Source organism: Celeribacter sp. ULVN23_4, from assembly GCF_054788345.1.
The window spans coordinates 405115-421836 of record NZ_JBTVYO010000001.1 but is presented as its reverse complement, the minus strand read 5'-3'; the positions used below and the strand labels follow the sequence as shown (position 1 = coordinate 421836).

Annotated in this window: 18 protein-coding genes; 7 read left to right on the top strand and 11 right to left on the bottom strand. The window is 58.9% G+C overall.

What is annotated here, in order from left to right; all coding sequences use genetic code 11:
- Positions 1 to 218 precede the first annotated feature (218 nt).
- From ccrA to ACYBHZ_RS01990, 5 genes are all read left to right on the top strand, one after another.
- Positions 219 to 1499, top strand: a complete 1281-nt coding sequence (gene ccrA / locus ACYBHZ_RS02010; protein WP_460272508.1) for a crotonyl-CoA carboxylase/reductase — start codon at positions 219 to 221, stop codon at positions 1497 to 1499.
- 310 nt (positions 1500 to 1809) lie between these two features.
- Entirely contained in the window at positions 1810 to 2019 is a 210-nt protein-coding gene (locus ACYBHZ_RS02005; protein WP_460272507.1) for a hypothetical protein, read from the top strand.
- Positions 1973 to 2686 (top strand): helix-turn-helix transcriptional regulator, encoded by a 714-nt coding sequence (locus ACYBHZ_RS02000; RefSeq protein WP_460272506.1) that lies wholly within the window; start codon positions 1973 to 1975, stop codon positions 2684 to 2686. The genes ACYBHZ_RS02005 and ACYBHZ_RS02000 overlap by 47 nt, the downstream gene beginning before the upstream one ends.
- 160 nt (positions 2687 to 2846) lie before the next feature.
- On the top strand, positions 2847 to 3485 hold the full coding sequence (locus ACYBHZ_RS01995) for an acyl-homoserine-lactone synthase (protein WP_460272505.1): 639 nt from the start codon (positions 2847 to 2849) through the stop codon (positions 3483 to 3485).
- A 42-nt stretch (positions 3486 to 3527) separates the two neighbouring features.
- The gene (locus ACYBHZ_RS01990; protein ID WP_460272504.1) at positions 3528 to 5084 is read left to right on the top strand and encodes an ATP-dependent DNA helicase; all 1557 of its coding nucleotides are present in this window, start codon (positions 3528 to 3530) and stop codon (positions 5082 to 5084) included.
- Positions 5085 to 5096: 12 nt separating this feature from the next.
- Here the strand turns inward: ACYBHZ_RS01990 and ACYBHZ_RS01985 are convergent, their stop codons facing one another.
- From ACYBHZ_RS01985 to ACYBHZ_RS01940, 10 genes are all read right to left on the bottom strand, one after another.
- Complete coding sequence (locus ACYBHZ_RS01985) at positions 5097 to 5864, bottom strand: TIGR02186 family protein (protein ID WP_460272503.1); 768 nt, start codon at positions 5862 to 5864, stop codon at positions 5097 to 5099.
- A complete protein-coding gene (locus ACYBHZ_RS01980; RefSeq protein ID WP_460272502.1) occupies positions 5861 to 6769 on the bottom strand; it encodes a sulfite exporter TauE/SafE family protein in 909 nt (302 codons plus the stop codon). The genes ACYBHZ_RS01985 and ACYBHZ_RS01980 overlap by 4 nt, the downstream gene beginning before the upstream one ends.
- Before the next feature lie 129 nt (positions 6770 to 6898).
- Positions 6899 to 7861: an ABC transporter permease gene (locus tag ACYBHZ_RS01975; RefSeq protein ID WP_460272501.1), complete on the bottom strand. Its 963-nt coding sequence runs from the start codon at positions 7859 to 7861 to the stop codon at positions 6899 to 6901.
- A gap of 1 nt (position 7862) precedes the next feature.
- The gene (locus tag ACYBHZ_RS01970) at positions 7863 to 8960 is read right to left on the bottom strand and encodes an ABC transporter permease (protein WP_460272500.1); all 1098 of its coding nucleotides are present in this window, start codon (positions 8958 to 8960) and stop codon (positions 7863 to 7865) included.
- Positions 8957 to 10549, bottom strand: coding sequence for an ABC transporter ATP-binding protein (locus ACYBHZ_RS01965; protein ID WP_460272499.1), 1593 nt, complete (start codon positions 10547 to 10549; stop codon positions 8957 to 8959). Before ACYBHZ_RS01965 ends, ACYBHZ_RS01970 begins: the two co-directional genes overlap by 4 nt.
- Before the next feature lie 12 nt (positions 10550 to 10561).
- Positions 10562 to 11551 (bottom strand): BMP family lipoprotein, encoded by a 990-nt coding sequence (locus ACYBHZ_RS01960; RefSeq protein ID WP_460272498.1) that lies wholly within the window; start codon positions 11549 to 11551, stop codon positions 10562 to 10564.
- 222 nt (positions 11552 to 11773) lie between these two features.
- Entirely contained in the window at positions 11774 to 12208 is a 435-nt protein-coding gene (locus tag ACYBHZ_RS01955; protein ID WP_460272497.1) for a GNAT family N-acetyltransferase, read from the bottom strand.
- Positions 12209 to 12219: 11 nt separating this feature from the next.
- On the bottom strand, positions 12220 to 12783 hold the full coding sequence (locus ACYBHZ_RS01950; protein WP_460272496.1) for a NifU family protein: 564 nt from the start codon (positions 12781 to 12783) through the stop codon (positions 12220 to 12222).
- Between the two features lie 99 nt (positions 12784 to 12882).
- On the bottom strand, positions 12883 to 13347 hold the full coding sequence (locus ACYBHZ_RS01945; RefSeq protein ID WP_460272495.1) for a DUF2267 domain-containing protein: 465 nt from the start codon (positions 13345 to 13347) through the stop codon (positions 12883 to 12885).
- On the bottom strand, positions 13347 to 13802 hold the full coding sequence (locus ACYBHZ_RS01940) for a universal stress protein (protein WP_460272494.1): 456 nt from the start codon (positions 13800 to 13802) through the stop codon (positions 13347 to 13349). Before ACYBHZ_RS01940 ends, ACYBHZ_RS01945 begins: the two co-directional genes overlap by 1 nt.
- Before the next feature lie 426 nt (positions 13803 to 14228).
- On the opposite strand from ACYBHZ_RS01940, the gene ACYBHZ_RS01935 reads away from it, so the two are divergent.
- Entirely contained in the window at positions 14229 to 14822 is a 594-nt protein-coding gene (locus ACYBHZ_RS01935; protein ID WP_460272493.1) for a L,D-transpeptidase, read from the top strand.
- A gap of 91 nt (positions 14823 to 14913) precedes the next feature.
- On the opposite strand, the gene trpS is transcribed toward ACYBHZ_RS01935, so the two are convergent.
- Entirely contained in the window at positions 14914 to 15930 is a 1017-nt protein-coding gene (gene trpS / locus ACYBHZ_RS01930) for a tryptophan--tRNA ligase (protein ID WP_460272492.1), read from the bottom strand.
- A gap of 78 nt (positions 15931 to 16008) precedes the next feature.
- On the opposite strand from trpS, the gene ACYBHZ_RS01925 reads away from it, so the two are divergent.
- On the top strand, positions 16009 to 16707 hold the full coding sequence (locus ACYBHZ_RS01925) for a rhomboid family intramembrane serine protease (RefSeq protein WP_460272491.1): 699 nt from the start codon (positions 16009 to 16011) through the stop codon (positions 16705 to 16707).
- The last annotated feature ends 15 nt before the right edge of the window (positions 16708 to 16722 follow it).

The following is a 16722-nucleotide window of genomic DNA, read 5'->3' as shown; positions in this document are numbered from 1 at the left end:
TTGCCTAAATTCGTTGATTTATAAGCATTAATCGCATTATTCTGCATTTGCTCGGTTAGATAATTACAAAAATGATTGTACTGGCATTGCATAATTACCCAATGGCGCGTATCACCATGACAGAGAGCCGCGATTCTGCATCGCGGCACCGGGAGGATGTCTCCGGGCCATCAAAGGTGTGATCCGAGAGGCTTGGGAGAAGCATTGGAGGAAGTCGCATGGCGCTCGATACCAACCAGCCGGCCTACGAGGCCGAAGAGAAAGAGCTCTACGAGATCGGGGAAATCCCGCCGATGGGCTATGTGCCGAAAAAGATGTACGCTTGGGCGATCCGGCGTGAACGTCATGGCGAGCCGGAAACCTCTTTCAAGAACGAGGTCGTGGATACGCCGAAACTCGATAGCCATGAAGTGCTCGTTCTCGTGATGGCTGCGGGCGTGAACTACAACGGTATCTGGGCCGGGCTTGGCGTGCCGATCTCGCCTTTCGACGGCCACGGCGCCGAGTACCATATCGCCGGATCTGACGCTTCGGGTATCGTCTGGGCGGTCGGGGACCGGGTGAAGAATTGGAAGGTCGGCGACGAGGTTGTCATCCATTGTAATCAGGACGATGGCGATGATGAGGAGTGCAACGGCGGCGACCCGATGTTCTCCACGTCTCAACGGATCTGGGGCTATGAGACTCCGGATGGCTCCTTCGCGCAGTTCACCCGTGTTCAAGCGCAGCAGCTTCTACCGCGTCCGAAGCATCTGAGCTGGGAAGAAAGCGCCTGCTACACGCTGACGCTGGCGACGGCCTACCGGATGCTTTTCGGTCACGCGCCGCATGATCTGAAACCCGGTCAGACGGTTCTGGTCTGGGGGGCCTCGGGTGGTCTCGGCTCGTTCGCCATCCAGCTTGCGAAAGCGGCAGGGGCGCATGCGATCGGGGTGATTTCCGGTGAGGATAAGCGCGATTTCGTCATGAGCCTCGGGGCCAAAGGCGTGATCAATCGCAAGGATTTCGATTGCTGGGGGCAATTGCCGACAGTGAACACGCCGGAATATGCCGCGTGGTTCAAAGAGGCGCGCCGGTTCGGCAAGGCGATCTGGGACATCACCGGCAAGGGCAACAATGTCGATATGGTGTTCGAGCACCCCGGCGAGGCGACGTTCCCGGTGTCTTCCTTCGTTTGTAAAAAGGGCGGCATGGTCGTGATCTGTGCGGGGACCACCGGGTTCAACTGTACCTTTGATGTGCGCTATATCTGGATGCACCAGAAGCGTTTGCAGGGCTCGCATTTCGCGCATCTGAAACAAGCGGCTGCAGCGAACCGTTTGGTGATCGAAGAAAAGATCGATCCGTGCATGTCGGAGGTCTTCTCCTATGAGGAGATCCCGGCCGCGCATATGAAGATGCTCAAGAATCAGCATAAGCCCGGCAACATGGCAGTGCTTGTTCAGGCCCCTAAAATCGGCCTTCACACGCTTCAGGACGTGCTCGAAGCCGGGTCATAAGCCCAAGCAGACCAAAATCGAGATTTCTTCCCGCCCTTGGTTTCCAAGGGCGGGATTTTTTTTGTAAGAGTGTTGTATCGACACAACTTTAGGTTGTTATGGTTTGCGGTGCGAGAATCGAACCTTCTGAAGAATATGGACGTCGTTCCTCTGGTGTTAATATTATGAAAAGCAATGATATATTTTGTTTCAATCGTTTACATTTCTAACCCTCACTATTTTTGGGGAGTGCGAAACCGCGAATGTCAGAATGCAAAAGCGCTGCATAAAGTCGAAAATGCAAACACGCGAACGTCAAAAGAGGGTTTACATGCGCAACGATTGGATACTTGATGTACTCACAGATCTGCGGGCGTTCGCGGAGCAGAACGGGCTAAAAGCAAGCGCGGAGCAGCTTGCTGATGCCTCTATTGTTGTTGCCGCTGAGCTGTCCAAGAAGAATACGGCCAAAGTGTCGGAACAGGCTGGAGTGCATGGCGACGGAGTTGCAAGACTTTCTGGAGGTTATCCAGCAAGTTGAGACGTATGAAGGATTCCAGGAAGCAACCGTTAAGTTGCGGGATCTTCTGAAGATCACTCATGTTGTTTACCACTGGGTAAACAGTGTGGGGGAGCGCTTTGGTGCGGGCACGTATTCTTCCGAATGGGTCGATCGTTATCTTGAAAAAGATTACCTGCGCATGGATCCCGTCTTGTTCGGATGTTTCCAACGCTTCACACCCGTCGATTGGAAACAGCTCGATTGGTCTTCAAAGGCTGCCAAATCCTTTTTTATGGATGCGATCGCGCACGGGGTTGGAAATCAGGGCTACACTGTCCCTCTGCGTGGGCCCAATGGTCAGTTCGCCCTGTTGAACCTCAATGACAATGCCACGGATGAACAATGGGAACGGTTCATTGCGCGCTATGGTCGTGACCTGATGATCGTGGCGCATGAGTTCAACAAGAAGGCTCTGTCCTTCGATGCGCCTGATGAAGTGCCGAGTGGTCCTGCTTTGTCGCCACGCGAAACGACCGCGATCCGCTTGATCGCCAAGGGCCTTAACCGGGCACAGGCCGCGTCGGAAATGGGAATCTCGGAGCACACGCTTCGGGTCTATATCGAATCAGCGCGCCATAAACTTGGTGCGATGAACACGACTCATGCGGTGGCAAGGGCGCTCTCCCTTGGGTTGATCATCGTTTAGACCCACCTTGACGTAGGGTTGCACGACTTTTTTGCATAAAATTTGCACTTGAAGACTGTCTGAATGCGCGCGCGGACTCTGCGCGACGCATTGGTAGGATATGGTTAACACTTGGATAATATCGTCCAACTCAGTTGACTAAGACAGGAGAAAGTTTCCCATGCTGCGCTATATTTACGGTCAAGACCTCTGCCATTTCCCGCTTCTCCGCGACACGATGTTCCGTGACCGCGCCGACCAGTTCAAACGTCGCTTGGGCTGGGATGTTCATGTGAACGCCGCTGGCGAAGAGCGTGATGAGTATGATGATATCAACCCGCTTTACGTCATCTGGGAGAAGGCTGATGGCACCCACGGCGGGTCGATGCGCTTCCTGCCGACCACGGGTGATACCATGGTCAACGATCACTTCCTGTTCCTCACCGAAGGTGTGCGGATCGAAAGCCCGTTTATCTGGGAATGCACCCGTTTCTGCCTCGCGCCGGGCGCGGATCGTCAGGTCACCGCTGCGCTGACGCTTGGTGCTGGCGAGATCATGGACGAGTTCCATCTCAAACATTTCGTCGGTGTGTTCGACCCGCGGATGGAGCGAATCTATAGCCTGATGGGGCTCAAGCCTGAAGTGCTCGGTCGTTCGGGCGAAGGCCGCGAAGCTGTGGGCGTTGGTCTTTGGGAAATGCATGAAGACGTGTTTGCGCCGACGCTCGACAAAGCAGGCATTGACCGCGAGACCTCGAAGCGCTGGTTTCATGACGCCTTCGCCCCCACCTATGTGGAGGAACAGCGCGCGATCGCCTGATCGCTCTGGCGTCCCATGCGGGGGACCAGTATGGTCCCCTTCATGACGCTTACCTTCTCCACAGATCAGGCCGAAGCCTTTGACGCCATTGCCGCGATGCTCGCGCGTGTTGGGGTTGATCTGGAGGATGGAATGGTCCTGCCGCAGGGCACGGCGACACCGCCGCCCTGCGCTGTGATCGGCAAAGCGGGTTCCGGCAAAACACTTTTGTTGTCGGAGCTATACAAGGCTCTTGATGCCGCCGGGGTCGATATTGTCTCCGGCGACTGGGAGGGGAAAAAGCGCAAGGATCGCCGTACGCTGGCCATTCTCGCGCCGACGAACAAGGCGGCCTCTGTTCTGCGCAACAGGGGCGTCCCTGCCACGACAATTCACCGCATACTCTATACGCCGGTCTATGACCCGGAATATGAGGCGATTGCGGAATGGCTGGCGGGCAATGGCAATCGTCCGGATATCGAAGGGCTCAATATCGAGGGTCTGACGGATGAGGCCTTGGACCGCGCCTATGCGTTCTACCAGAACAACAAATCCATTCCCGGTGCGCTCGCGGCGGCGGGTCTGCGCGGGTCGGATTTCATCACTGGCTGGAAGCGGCGCGAAGACCCGCTCGACATCGGCTTCGTCGATGAAAGCTCAATGCTCGACAAGCGGCAATTCGACGACCTTCAGGAGATTTTTCCGACGCTCGTGCTCTTTGGCGATCCGGCCCAGCTCGCGCCGGTGAACCAGTCCGGGGAAATGGTGTTTGAGACCCTTCCGGAGAGCCAGCAACACGTGTTGCACCGTATTCACCGGCAAGAGGCGGACAACCCGATCCTTGATCTCGCCCATGCGCTGGCCGATCCAGAGCTTGGGTTCGAGCAGTTTGAACGCATGATCCAAGAGGCCGCACAGCGCGATGATCGCGTGGTCTATGCGCAGCGTGTGGAAAGCGATCTGATGGCGCGCTCGCCGGTCCTTGTCTGGCGCAATGCGACCCGCATCCGGCTTATTCAGGCGTTTCGCAAAGTGTTCGACGCTCCGGAAGACGCGCTTTTGCCCGGCGAGCCGTTGATTTGCGATGGTATCGAACTGCCGATGAAGCACCGCAAAAAGCGCCTTGATCTTGAGGCGCGCGGCCTGATCAAAGGCGCGCAGGTGGTCTATCTCGGACCGGGGCGCAAGCCGGGCTTTTCGCGGTTGCATGTGATGGGGGCCGAAGACCCGAACATGTCTGCCGCGTCCATTGTGAAGATTGAATTCCCGGATGAAGAAGAGCCGTTCATTCCCTACGCCGCGCGTATGGGGGCGACCTTCTTGCACGGGGCGGCTGTGACGATCCACAAGGCGCAGGGCAGCCAGTGGGAAAACGTCCAGGTTTTTGCGCCTGATCTCTATGCTGCGGCACGGGCAGGGCGCATGGAGGCGGGCATCCCGCTTTGGAAACGTCTGGCTTACGTGGCGATCACCCGTGCGGAAAAGCGTCTGCTTTGGGTGACGCGCTCCATGTTGGCGAAACCGTCGGGGCCGCTGACTGTGGCCGATTTGACGGCCAAAACCGCCGCGCCGCTTAAGCTTGAGCCGCAAGCGGATATGGGCTTTGGGGAAAGGCTTTAAAGACGTGCCGCTTCAGCGGCGGATCAGACGGAAAATCTCAGACGCGCCCCAGCCGGAGATCGCGGCAATCGCCAAGGCCATGATGCCGTAGATCAGGGCCTGCGAATAGGCGAGGTTGTAGAGCCAGCGCTCGATCCCGACCTTTTGGACATCAATTGAGGTGCCGTAACTGTCGATCACTTCCCCATCCCGGACGAGGAAAATCCGCGTCGTGTATTCGCCTTCGACGATGTTCGAGGGTAGAGCGATTGACGTGTCGAAGAGCGTATCTGCGGTGAGCATGACCTCGCCTTCGCGGGTGCGATAGAGGTCGTCTTTCTCCCGAAGACGGATCAGGGCTTCACGCGACGGGTTGCCGCGCAGGGCGGGTAGGATGCGTTTGTCGGCGGTGATTTTCCAAAGGCTGTCGGTCAGCGGCGGTAGAATATCTGCGAGCGGACGGGTGGAGGCGACGGTGTAGAAGGTCGGGGTATGACCGATCACCTGTGCCTCGACATTGATCCAGATGCCGAACCGGCGATCCTTGCGGCGGATGGTTTCGACTTTTTCCGGCCCGGACACGGTGATGACCACGTCTAAAGGGCTATCCTCGGGGATGGGCTTGTCACGTTTGACAGCGCCGAACACCAGAATCTCAGAACCATCGAAATTGGCGTTCACCGACACGCGGGTCTGACTGAGTGCGGCCACGACCTTTTCAGCCTGCGCGGGGCTTGCGATGAAGCTTAGGGGCAGGAAGGCGAGGCAAAGGCCAAGAAGGGCGACAATCCGGTTCATCATGCCCCCAGCGAGTAGAGTTCTTTGGGGGTGATCAGCAGATCGATCCCGAGCTTGAGGCAGACCGCGAGAACCAGTAGGGCGAGCGCAATACGGAGCTGCTCCGCCTTGAGTTTGAGCCCGATCTGGGTGCCGATTTGCGCCCCGATGACGCCGCCCACCAACAGCAGGAATGCCAGGAGAATATCGACCGTGTGGTTCGTATAGGCGTGCAAAAGTGTAGTGAAGCCTGCTGTGAAGATGATCTGGAACAGCGACGTGCCGATCACGACCTTGGTCGGCATGCCGAGGATGTAGATCATCGCGGGCACCATGATGAAACCGCCGCCCACGCCCATCACAGCGCCAAGCATCCCGACCATAACGCCCACGGCGATCGGGGGAATGGCGGAGATGTAGAGGCCGGAGGCGCGGAACTTCATCTTGAAGGGCAGGGTGTGAACCCAAAGGTGTTTCTTGCGCATTGGCCGTCCGCCGGGACGCCCTTTGGCGCGTTGCATCGCTTTGAGCGACTCGATCAGCATGAGAAAGCCGATGATGCCGAGGAAGACGACGTAACAGAGCGTCACGAGCAGATCGACCTGCCCCATGGCCTTGAGCATGTTGAAGATCTGGATGCCGATGGCGGAGCCGACGAGGCCTCCGATCAGAAGGACGAAGCCCATCTTGAGATCAACGGTCTTGCGTTTGAAATGCGCAAGTACGCCGGAGACCGAGGAGGCGACGATCTGATTGGCGGAGGTGGCGACGGCGACAGCGGGCGGAATGCCGATGAAGAACAGCAGAGGCGTGATCAGAAATCCGCCACCGACACCGAACATGCCGGATAGGACACCGACGATGCCACCGAGCCCCAAGAGGGCGAAGGCATTGACGGAGACTTCTGCGATGGGGAGGAAAATCTGCATGGAGCTGTGCTTTCGCGTCGTCTTTATTCAGCAATGCAATGAATTGCCAGTTTGGTCAAATACTGAGCCACGATGCGGGTATAAAAAACGGGCCCGAAGGCCCGTTTTCACACGTGCTGAAATGTGGTTTCAGCGTTCTTTCACATAGGACTGGCCGCTGGCGCGTGGCGGGATCGCCTTGCCGACGAAACCGGCGAGGATGATCACGGTCAGGATGTAGGGCAGGGCTTGCATGAACTGCACCGGAATCACGATGTCGCCGAGAGCGATGGACTGGTAGCGGTTGCCGATGGCCTCCAGAAGGCCGAACAGCAGCGTCGCCCAAAGCGCGTACCAAGGGCGCCATTTCGCGAAGATCAGCGCGGCGAGGGCGATGTAGCCCCGGCCCGCAGACATGTCCTTGACGAAACCCGCCGCCAGAGAGGCGAGGTAGGTGCCCGCAAGGCCACAAAGCACACCCGCGATCACCAGCGCGGCGTAGCGCAGGCGCACGACCGAAATCCCGGCAGTGTCGACGGCGCTGGGGTTCTCGCCCACGGCGCGCAGACGCAGCCCGAAGCGGGAGCGGTAGAGCACCCACCAGGACAAAGGTACGGCCAAAAGCGCCAGATAGGTCAGCGTGGTATGGCCGGAGATGAGCTCGTCATAGGCCGGGCCGATCACCGGGATTTTCGCCATGGCATCGGCAAAGGGCAGATCCCAGCCCTCGAACCGTCCGTTGCCGGACAAAGAGGGCGTGCGCCCGCCGAGCTGGAACCAGCTTTGCCCCACAACGACAGTGAGGCCCGCAGCGAGGAAGTTGAGCGCCACGCCGGAGATCAGCTGGTCGCCTTTGAAAGTGATCGAGGCAAGCCCGTGGATCATGGAGAAGGCCAGAGAACCCGCAACGCCGGCGAGAAGCCCGATCCAGATCGACCCCGTGACGGCGGCGGCGGCACCGGAGAGGAAGGCTGCAATGAGCAGCTTGCCCTCAAGGCCGATGTCAACGACGCCCGCACGTTCGGAGAACAGACCTGCGAGACAGGTGAGAAGCAGAGGCGTCGCGAGGCGGACGGAGCTATCGAGAATCTGGATGACTGTGAGATAATCCATCTTACGCCTCCTTCTTTTTGCTGAAGGTCAGGAACAGCTTTTCAAGCGGAACCCGGACCATATTGTCGAGCGCCCCGGTGAACATGATCACGAGCGCCTGAATGACGACGACCAACTCGCGCGGGATGGATTCCCAGAAGGCCAGTTCCGCACCGCCTTGGTACAGGAAGCCAAACAGGATCGAGGCGAGGAAGATGCCGATCGGGTGGTTGCGGCCCATGAGTGCCACGGCGATCCCGATAAAGCCCGCGCCTTCGACCGCGTTGTCGATGAGACGTTCAGCCTCGCCCATGACGTTGTTGATCGCCATGAGGCCCGCGAGCGCGCCGGAGATCAGCATGGCGATTATCACGATGCGCGCCGGGTTGATCCCTGCGTATTTCGCCGCGGTTTCCGATTGCCCGTAGGCGCGGATTTCATAGCCGAGCCGGGTTTTCCAGATCAGGATATAGAACGCGATGGAGGCGAGAATGGCGACGAGGAACGACATGTTCGCTGGCGCGTTTTTGTTGAACTCGATGCCGAAGGGGGCCAGCATTTCATGGAAGGTCGGCAGGTGCGCGCCAGCCGGAAAACGCGCGCTTTCCGTCAGCATGGAGCCGGGAACCTTCAGGATGTTCAACAGGACATAGCCCAACAGAGCCGCGCCGATATAGTTGAACATGATTGTGGTGATCACGATATGACTGCCGCGTTTGGCTTGTAGCCAGGCGGGGATAAAGGCCCAGGCTGCGCCGAAGAGTGCGCCACCGATCATGGCCGCAGGCAGGGCAAGCGCCCAATGCGGCCACGGCACGGCGAGACAGACCAGTGTGACGCCCAGACCGCCCAGAGTGGCCTGACCTTCGCCGCCGATGTTGAACAGCCGCGCGTGGTAGGCGACGGCGACGGCAAGGCCGGTGAAGATAAAGTTCGTCGCGTAGTACAGCGTGTAGCCGATCCCTTGGGTCGAACCGAATGCGCCCTGCACCATGGTCTTGATCGCGACCACCGGGTCTTTGCCGATGGCCCAGATCACGACGCCGGAAAAGAAAAATGCGATCAGGATGGAGATCAGCGGAATGAGGACGGCATCCGCCCATTTCGGCATTTTGCTCATTGTTTTGCCTCCGCCGTCTTCTCGGTGATCCCGGCCATCAACAGGCCAAGCTCACCCTCGTTCGTGTCTGTGGGCATGCGCTCGCCCATGATCTGACCGTCGAACATGACGATGATCCGGTCGGAGAGCGACAGGATTTCATCAAGCTCCACGGAAACCAGAAGGATCGCTTTGCCCTGATCGCGGAGCGCCACGATCTGTTGGTGAATGAATTCGATGGCGCCGATGTCGACGCCGCGGGTCGGTTGGCCGACCAGCAACAGGTCCGGGTTGCGCTCGATCTCGCGGGCCAGCACGATTTTCTGCTGGTTGCCGCCGGAGAAGGATTTCGCCTCCAGCTTCGGGTTCGGCGGGCGCACGTCGAACTTGTCCATGCTGGTCTGGGTCATCGCCTTGATTCCGGCATTGTCCATCAGCAGGGCGTTCTTTTGGTGTTCCGGCGCGTGGTGATAGCCGAACACCATGTTTTCCCAAGCTTGGAACTCAAGGATCAGACCTTCGTCGTGACGATCTTCGGGCACATGGGCGATGCCGCGTGCGCGTCGGGTCTGGCCGTTCGAGTGTTTGCCGGACAGGTCAATCTCCTGACCGTTCATCAGGATCTTGCCGGTGCCGTTCATATAGCCGCCGAGCACTTCGAGAAGTTCGGTCTGGCCGTTGCCCGCGACGCCGCAAATGCCAAGAATTTCGCCTTGATGCACCGTCAAGTCGATGCCTTTGACGCGGCGAACACCTTGTTCGTCCACGACTTCGAGGTTTTCGATTTCGACGACAGGCGCACCGGGCGTGGCTGGTTTTTTGTCGACGCGCAGCAAGACCTTGCGTCCGACCATCAACTCGGCCAGGTCTTCGGGGGAGGTCTCCGCGGTCTTCACGGTCGCGGTCATCTCTCCGCGGCGCATGACGGACACCGTGTCGGTGATCTCCATGATTTCACGCAGTTTATGCGTGATCATGATTATGGTTTTGCCCTGTTCCTTCAGCCCTTCCAGAATGCGGAACAGGTGATCGGCCTCCGCAGGCGTCAGCACGCCGGTGGGCTCGTCGAGGATCAGGATGTCCGCCTGACGGTAGAGCGCCTTGAGAATCTCGACCCGCTGCTGGTGGCCCACGGAGAGGTCTTCGATCAAGGCGTCCGGATCGACGGACAATTCATATTCGTCAGAGAGCTGTTTCAACAGCTTGCGGGCCTTGGCGAGCGACGGCTTCAACAGCCCGCCGTCTTCGGCGCCGAGGATTACGTTTTCAAGGACGGTGAAGTTCTCCACCAGCTTGAAATGCTGGAAGACCATGCCGATACCCGCAGCAATCGCGGCCTGACTGTCGGTGATCTGGACTTCTTTCCCGTTGATGAGAACCTGACCCGCATCGGCTTTGTAAAAGCCGTAGAGGATCGACATCAGCGTGGATTTGCCGGCGCCATTCTCGCCGATGATGCCATGGATCGAGCCCTTGGCAACAGAGATGGAAATGTCCTTATTGGCCTGCACTGGGCCAAAAGCTTTGGAAATCCCGCGCAATTCAATGGCGGGGGCGGATGCGGTGGGGGCGACAGTCTCCTGCCGCCCCGCCTCGTTCTGAACGCTCATGCGAGGCCCGCCTTAGTAAGCCGGGCAGGTTTCGTCGGTCATGTAGTCGTGCACGACGACTTCGCCGGAGATGATTTTCGCAGTGGCGTCGTCCAGCGCGGCTTTCATTTCCGGGGTGATCAGAGCTTCGTTGTATTCGTCGATGGCAGCGGCCACGCCGTCATTGGCGAGGCCCATCACAAAGAGGCCGGTTTCGAGGTCTTCGCCCTGCGTGAAGGCATCATAGACTGCGTTGTCCACGCGTTTGACCATGGAGGTCAGAACGTGGCCCGGCTGCAGGTAGTTTTGGTTGCTGTCCACGCCGATGGCGAGCATGTCTTCGTCGGCTGCAGTTTGCAGAACGCCGAGACCGGTGCCGCCAGCCGCTGCGAACACAACTTCGGAACCAGCCGCTTTCTGAGCGCGGGTCAATTCGCCGCCTTTCACCGGGTCGTTCCAAGCTGCCGGGGTGGTGCCGGTCATGTTGACGATGACGTTGCCTTCGGGTTTCACGGACTTGAAGCCCTGAGCGTAGCCACAGGCGAATTTGGAGATCAGCGGGATGTCCATGCCGCCCACGAAGGAGACGGTGTCGCCTTTTGCGGCGTAGGCAGCAGCGATGCCGACGAGGTAGGAGCCTTCCTCTTCCTTGAACACCACGGAACGCACATTCGGTTGGTCGGCCACGCCGTCGATGATCACGAAATTCGTGTCCGGGAAATCGGGCGCTACGGTTTCGAGGGCAGTCGAGAAGGAGAAACCAGCCATTACGATCGGGTTGAAGCCGTTTTCAGCAAAGCGGCGCAGGGCCTGCTCACGCTGGGCGTCGGATTGCAATTCGACATCGCGGTAGGAACCGCCGGTTTCCTCTTTCCAGCGTTCAGCACCATTGTAGGAGCTTTCGTTGAAGGATTTGTCGAATTTGCCGCCAAGGTCGAAGATGATCGCCGGGTCGGCGAGAGCGGCACCGGAGGTAAGCGCCAGAGTCGCCGCTGCGCCGAGAAAGCTTTTCATCAGGGTCATGGTAATCTCCCGTTAAGGTACTTGTATTGGGGGTGTCCCGTGCAGCGCTTAACACAATTGCGCTGGCGATCACGTCACACCCCATGTGAGCGCACCGAGCGCGCGCCTTGGACCGGATTAGGGCGCGTCCCCGTCCGGGGGTCAATACACATTTTACCAAATTTGACCATTCGGTCGTTGTTCCGGGAGGGATTACGTCTGAGCGCACAGTGTGACGTTGGGTTACGACTGTTTTATGCGCTTTGTGAACACCAGAGCATCGATCTTGGTTCCGTCAGGGGCGCTGTAATAGTTTTTCCGGCGCCCGGATTCGCGATAGCCTTCCGAGAGATAGAGTGAAATCGCGATATTGTTGGTGCTGGCGACTTCTAGGAAGGCATCCTCTGCCCCGCGGGAGAGGGCTTCGGCTTCGTAAGTCTGAAGGGCAAGGCGTCCGAACTTGCGGCCACGAGCCTCGGGGGCGACCGCGAGGGTGAGAAGTTCGGCCTCTCCGGCAAGTGCGCGCCCTAGAGCAAAGGAGGGGCCTTCGCCGGTCACCAGAAAGACGTTATTTGCAGCGAGCAAGTCGGAGAATTCCGCCGCAGACCACGGGCGAGGCGTGGTGAAACAGGCCGCGTGGAGCGCGGCCAGTTCATTGGAACTCAAGGTGTCAGCCACCTGTGCAGCGCTTAGGCTGCGACCGGGCGGACTTCAAGCACTTCGGGGATGTAGTGACGCAGCAGGTTCTCAATGCCCATTTTCAACGTGAGCGTCGAGGACGGGCAGCCTGCGCAGGCGCCCTGCATGTGCAGGTAGACGATGCCGCGATCAAACCCGTGGAAGGTGATGTCGCCGCCATCCTGAGCCACGGCCGGACGCACGCGGGTATCGAGCAGCTCTTTGATCTGCGTGACGATGTCGCTGTCCGGGCCGTCATGATCGGCGTGACCGGCAGGCGCGGTGTTTTCACCTTCCATCACCGGATCGCCGGATTGGAAATGCTCCATGATCGCGCCGAGGATCGCAGGTTTGACGTGATCCCAGTCCGTCGACTCGTCCTTGGTGACGGTCACGAAGTCAGAGCCGAAGAAAACGCCGGTGACATTACCGACCTTGAAGATGCGGGAGGCAAGCGGCGAGCCTGCGGCAGCTTCGGCGGTTTTGAAGTCGGCGGTGCCGGTTTCCAGAACACTCTGGCCGGGCAGGAACTTCAACGTGGCGGGGTTCGGCGTGGATTCGGTCTGAATGAACATGGCGCGTATTCCTTAGTGGACAGGTCGGATATGCGCCCTTCGGCGCCGAAAGTCAACATTTAGAACCATTCTAAGGTGAAATGTCAAGGCGTAACCGCCTCAAATCATCTTCTGCTCAAGCTCTGCCGGAGAAAGGCCGGGGACAAGCCAATAGGCGACGGCCTCCGGTCCGATCTGCGCCAGAACGCGTTCGAGATCGTGGTGATTGCAATGCCGCCAGAGCGCATAGGCCGTGGCCTCGATCACGTTCAGGGGCGTGATGTTGTGGTTCTTGCGCACCGCGTGCACTTCCCGGATCATCTCCGCGCGTGTGCCAAAGGGCAGAGGGACCGCATCGACCCGCCAGTTGTAGACCAGCATGGCGCGAAGCGTTGAGGGGAGAACATCGCCGAAGGCAATCACCTGTGGCGGGGTCAGGCGGCGGCGGAAACATTGCAACACCCCGTCCACGGCAGTGTAGGTCATGTCGTCACTGTCCATCACATGCCCCATGCGGGCGTTTGCATCCTCAAGAAAGGACCGGAATTCTGTCTCGGAATGGTGATAGCTCTCGGGCATGGGCATCAGGTGACCGCCTCAAGCCGTTCCTTGGACATTTCGCCGGGGACCAAGGTCATCGGGATTGGCAGGAAGCCGGCTTGCTTCGACATGGCTGTGACCAGCGGCCCCGGACCGTGTTTTTCCGTACCCGCACCAAGGACAAGAACTCCGATTGAGGGATCTTCTTTGATCTGGGCGAGAATTTCATGCACGGCTTCGCCTTCGCGGATCACAAGCTCCGGATCGACGTTCTGACGATCACGCATCCATTTGGCGAAAACCTCGTAATGGGCGACGATTCGTTCACGGGTCTCTTCGCGCATCAGATCGGCGACACCGATCCAGTGGTTGAACTCTTCCGGAGGGATGATCGACAGGATGGTGACGCCTGCACCAGTTTTTGCAGCGCGCATGGCGGCGAAACGCATGGCGTTGAGACATTCGCGACTGTCATCAAGGATGACGAGAAACTTGCGCATTCTGGCCTCTGAATTGGACACGTGCGTGCCGGACTGTCGCGATGATGACCGAGCCGGACGTCGGACGCAAGGCGTGCGCGCATTTCTGCCCTGCGGCGAAACATCTGGCATCGATCAGAAAACCCCCGGCCGTGGGGGCCGGGGGCATAATGGTTCTGATCCGTTGGGGACAAACGATCAGCCGGGGACATCGCGCGCGTAAGGGCAAGCGCTTTGGCGGGGACGAGCCTGATTCTGATGTCCCGTGTCTCTTTGGTAGGGGAGGAATGAAACCCTTATGTGACATTGCTGCTGCGTTTCGGTGAGGGGCCGGGGCGTTAACCTGTTCGTGATTTGAGCTGAGCGCGCTGGCGCGGTTTCATGCGCTCAATCAATGCGCGCCCTGTCGCGACGCATCTGCATATCAAGCACACGGAGCCTGTCGGTATGACATTGAAGAGACGCCAGTTCCTGAGCCGTTTCGCGGCCATGACCCTCGCCACGCCCTTTCTCGCGCGCGGCGCATCTGCCGAGGAAATCGGTCTGACCCTGCCGGAGGATATGAAAAATCCTGAGCTGTCGCGGCACAACATCTCAAGCTTTCGCACGATCAACTGGCGCGATCACTTCGACGCCTTGGGGCAGGGCGCGATCGTGGCCGACACGGTGAGCCGGGCGCTGCATTATTGGAGTGCGGACGAAGACTACAAGCTTTACCCGACCTCTGTGCCGATCTCGAGCGAGCTGACGAAACGTGGCTACACTTCGGTGATCAAGAAGGTGAAGAACCCGACCTGGACCCCGACACCCTCGATGCGCGAGCGTGATCCGAGCCTTCCGGTCACAGTGCCTGCCGGGCCGCAGAACCCGCTGGGCGTAAGGGCGCTGTACCTGTCGTGGCAGTATTACCGCATCCACGGCACCCATGACACGCGCAAGATCGGGCGGCGGTCGTCCGATGGCTGTATTGGTCTTTACAACGAACAGATCATCGACCTGTACGACCGGGTTGCCGTGGGCACGCAGGTCAAGCTGATCTGAGTATTTCCGGCACAAAGGACATACAAAGAGGACATGAGAAAGGGCGCCGCAATCGGGCGCCCTTTGTGTTTGATACGAATGCGTTTCGCGCTTAGCGCACGAAGCCCATAATATCGAAGGTCTTGTCGAGGATCGGATCGGCGATCACTTTCGCTTTCTCCGCGCCTTTGGCGAGGATGCGATCGATCTCGGCCGGATCGTTCATCAGGCGGGCCATTTCCGATGAGATCGGTGCGAGTTTTTCAACGGCCAGCTCGGCAAGCGCGGGTTTGAAAGCGCCCCAGCCCTGACCGCCATATTCCGCGAGCACCTCTTCGCCGGTCATGTTGGCAAGACCTGCGTAGATGTTGACGAGGTTGCGGGCTTCGGGACGGTCCGCGAGACCTTCCATTTCCTCGGGCAGCGGCTCGGGGTCGGTTTTGGCCTTTTTGAACTTTTTGGCGATGGTGTCGGCGTCATCGGTCATGTTGACGCGTTCCATATCGCTTTCGCCCGATTTGGACATTTTTTTCGTGCCGTCGCGAAGGTTCATCACGCGCATCGCCGGGCCTTCGATCACCGGAATGGTTTCCGGGAAGAAGTCGACCTTGTAGTCGTGGTTGAACTTGTTGGCGATGTCGCGGGTCAGTTCGACGTGCTGCTTCTGGTCCTCGCCCACGGGGACATGGGTGGCATGGTACAGAAGGATGTCTGCGGCCATCAGGGACGGGTAGGCGTAGAGGCCGAGAGAGACGTTCTCGGCGTTCTTGCCTGCTTTGTCCTTAAACTGGGTCATGCGGTTCATCCAGCCGACACGGGCGACACAGTTGAACAGCCAGCCGAGCTCCGTATGGGCCGAAACGCGGGACTGGTTGAACAGAATGGACCGTTCGGGGTTGATTCCGGCGGCCAGAAAGCCTGCGGTTACTTCACGGGTTGCCTGACGCAGTTCTTCGGGGTCTTGCCAGACGGTGATCGCGTGCATATCCGCCACGCAATAGATGGTTTCGAACTCACCGCCCTGCATATCCACGAAGCGTTTGATCGCGCCGAGGTAATTGCCGAGGGTGAGCCCGCCCGAAGGCTTGATCCCCGAGAAAACGCGGGGGGTGAAGGCAGGCTTGTCCATCTGGAACTCCGTCACTGGAATAATAGGTGATCGTGGCTTACCTATGCGGGGCGAGAGCGTCAAGGAAAGGCCCGTTCAATGTCTGATGATCATGATTATTCCCGTCCGGAAGGGCCGTTTAACGCATTGCCGCCCATGGTTGTGGCGATTGCCTTGGTGCTTGGCGGTATCGAATTGGTGTTTCAGATCGGCGCGCTGGGCCTGATCGGCGGGCATGACGCGATCGGTTGGCGCAACTATGCGATTCAGGACTTCGGGTTCTATGACGCCGTGTTCGAACAGATGCGGGCCTATAACACATGGCCGCTGGAACATGTGGCGCGGTTCTTCACCTACGCCTTTGTGCATTTCTCGATCACCCATGCGCTGATGGTCGTCGTGTTCATCCTCGCGCTGGGCAAGATGGTGGGGGAGACCTTCGGCAATGTTGCGGTGCTGGTGATCTTTGTGGTGTCCACCTTGGCTGGCTCTCTCGCCTACGGGCTGTTTCTGACCGTGGATCGGCCTCTGGTCGGGGCCTATCCTGCGGCCTACGGCTTCATCGGCGCGTATACGTTCATTCTTTGGCTCGGCCTCGGCGCGATGCAGCAGAACCGGGTGCGGGCCTTCACGCTGATCGGTTTCCTGATGGGCATTCAACTTGTGTTCGCGGTGTTGTTCGGCGGTTCGCCCGATTGGGTCGCCGACTTGGCCGGCTTTGTTGCGGGGTTTGCGATGGCCGCGCTTTTGGTTCCGGGGGCGTTCGGGCGCATCGTGACCCGGTTGCGCCAGCGTTGAGATTTGTGTTCAGGG